The organism is Pseudomonas sp. AGC41, assembly GCF_057334555.1.
In genome coordinates, this window is the sequence record NZ_JBHFJB010000029.1 from 19277 (window position 1) to 21782 (window position 2506).

The 2506-nt window shown below is 63.8% G+C and carries 3 protein-coding genes; all 3 read right to left on the minus strand.

Going from position 1 to position 2506, the window contains the following annotated elements; translation table 11 throughout:
* Positions 1 to 122 precede the first annotated feature (122 nt).
* From ACE04F_RS05645 to mpl, 3 genes are read right to left on the minus strand one after another with little or no spacing between them, the layout of a single operon-like run.
* On the minus strand, positions 123 to 407 hold the full coding sequence (locus tag ACE04F_RS05645; RefSeq protein WP_486105360.1) for a YceK/YidQ family lipoprotein: 285 nt from the start codon (positions 405 to 407) through the stop codon (positions 123 to 125).
* Positions 400 to 1032, minus strand: coding sequence for a flavin prenyltransferase UbiX (gene ubiX, locus ACE04F_RS05650; RefSeq protein WP_486105361.1), 633 nt, complete (start codon positions 1030 to 1032; stop codon positions 400 to 402). The genes ACE04F_RS05645 and ubiX overlap by 8 nt, the downstream gene beginning before the upstream one ends.
* Positions 1029 to 2378 carry a UDP-N-acetylmuramate:L-alanyl-gamma-D-glutamyl-meso-diaminopimelate ligase gene (mpl, locus tag ACE04F_RS05655; protein ID WP_486105362.1) on the minus strand — a complete coding sequence of 450 codons (1350 nt, stop codon included), beginning with the start codon at positions 2376 to 2378 and terminating at the stop codon, positions 1029 to 1031. The genes ubiX and mpl overlap by 4 nt, the downstream gene beginning before the upstream one ends.
* Positions 2379 to 2506 lie beyond the last annotated feature (128 nt).

Below are 2506 nucleotides of genomic sequence, written 5' to 3' on the forward strand. Positions count from 1 at the left end.
CGGGCGCCTTCGCGAGCAGGCTCGCTCCCACAAGGATCGCATTCAACGAGGCCCTGTGGGAGCGAGCCTGCTCGCGAAGGGCGCACCACCGATCCAAAGCCAGGCACTCATCGTGGCGTCTATTACATCCCGCCGGTCGCCTGAAACCCCACGCCAATCACCGTCAGCAACGACAACGGCAACAACAACGTATCCAGCAGCGCACTCCCCGGCAGATCGAGGCCCGGATAATTCGGCGCCTCGGCGCCAAAACGGTCCTTGGCGCAGCAGCCACCGTTGAGGGCATACATGTCCAGCCGCGTCCCCGCATAGACCACCGGCGCTCCCGGCTTGGCGGCGTCGAGAGTGCGGGCGGTGGCGCAGCCGGTCAGTTGCAAAACCAGCAACACCGCCAGCAGCTTATTCATCACCGCCCAGATGATGCTCGCCCCAACGTGGCAACATGTCTTGTGGGAGGTTCAGCAAATTGAGGATTCGCGCGACCACGAAATCGATCAGGTCGTCGATGGTCTGCGGCTGGTGGTAGAAACCCGGCGAGGCCGGCAGGATGGTCACACCCATGTTCGACAGCTTGAGCATGTGCTCCAGGTGAATGCTCGAATACGGCGCTTCTCGCGGCACCAGGATCAACTGGCGGCGCTCCTTGAGCGTGACGTCCGCCGCCCGCTCGATCAGGTTGTTGCAGGCCCCGGTGGCGATCGCCGACAGCGTACCGGTGGAACACGGCACCACGACCATCGCCGCCGGCGCGCCGGAGCCCGAAGCCACCGGCGCCATCCAGTCTTCCTTGCCATACACACGAATCTGCCCTGCCGCCGCACCGGTGTACTCGGTGAGAAAGGCCTGCATCATCTGCGTCTTGGGGGGCAACGTCACGTCGGTCTCGGTGGCCATCACCAACTGCGCGGCCTTGGAGATGAGGAAATGCACCTCGCGATCCTCACGCACCAGGCAGTCGAGCAGGCGCAAGCCGTACTGGGCGCCGGAAGCACCGGTCATCGCCAGCGTGATGCGTTCGGGGCCATTGCTCATTTGAGGGCCTCGGCGAGTTTGCCGTGCAGGCCGCCGAAGCCGCCGTTGCTCATGATCACCACGTGGGTGCCGGGCTGGGCCTGGCTCTTCACGCGCTCGATGATGCCCTCCAGGGAATCGCTGACAATCGACGACACCGTGCACAGCGCTGCCGTGGCGCCGAGGTCCCAGCCGAGGTTGGCCGGCGCGTACCAGATCACCTGGTCGGCATCGACCACGCTTTCCGGCAGGCCGTCGCGGTGAGCGCCGAGCTTCATGGAATTGGAGCGCGGCTCGATGATCGCAATCAGCGGGGCATCACCGATGCGCTTGCGCAGACCATCGAGGGTGGTGGCAATAGCGGTCGGATGGTGGGCGAAGTCGTCATAGATGATGATGCTGTTGACCTCGGCGACTTTCTCCATCCGCCGTTTCACGCTCTTGAACGCGCTCAACGCGGCGATGCCCATCGACGGCACCACCCCGACGTGCCGGGCCGCCGCCAGCGTCGCCAAGGCGTTGGCGACGTTGTGCTGGCCGGTCATGTCCCATTCGACCACGCCTTGGGACTGGCCTTCGAACATGACTTCGAACGCCGAACCGTCATCCTTGAGCAGCTTGACCTGCCACTGACCGCCCGCGCCGGTGGTTTGCACCGGGGTCCAGCAGCCCATTTCAATGACCCGCTGCAGGGCCGGCTCGGTGGTCGGATGGATGACCAGGCCTTCGCTCGGGATGGTCCGCACCAGATGGTGGAATTGGCGCTCAATGGCCGGCAGATCCGGGAAGATGTCTGCGTGATCGAACTCAAGATTGTTGAGGATCGCCGTGCGCGGGCGGTAGTGGACGAATTTCGAGCGCTTGTCGAAGAACGCGCTGTCGTATTCATCGGCCTCGATCACGAAGAACGGCGTGCCACCGAGGCGCGCCGACACTGAAAAGTTCTGTGGTACCCCACCGATCAGAAACCCCGGGCTCATGCCCGCATGTTCCAGCACCCAGGCGAGCATGCTGCTGGTGGTGGTCTTGCCGTGAGTGCCGGCGACGGCCAGGACCCAACGGCCCTGCAACACATGATCGGCCAGCCACTGCGGCCCCGACACGTACGGCAAGCCTTTATTGAGCACGTATTCCACCGCCGGGTTGCCACGGGACATGGCATTACCAATGACCACCAGGTCCGGCGCCGGGTCCAGTTGCGCCGGGTCATAGCCTTGGGTCAGCTCGATGCCCTGGGCCTCCAGCTGCGTGCTCATCGGCGGGTAGACGTTGGCGTCGGAACCGGTCACATGATGGCCCAGCTCCTTGGCCAGGACCGCCATCGAACCCATGAAAGTGCCGCAAATACCGAGAATATGGATGTGCATAGTCGACCTCGTAAACATGGCCGCAGGTTAGCGTAGGGAGGGGGAAATCGCACCTTGTGTTTCGAACTTATCCGCGCCAGAACACCGCAGATTCCTGCTGGAGCACAGGTTTTTGTGGGGGGGGGGGG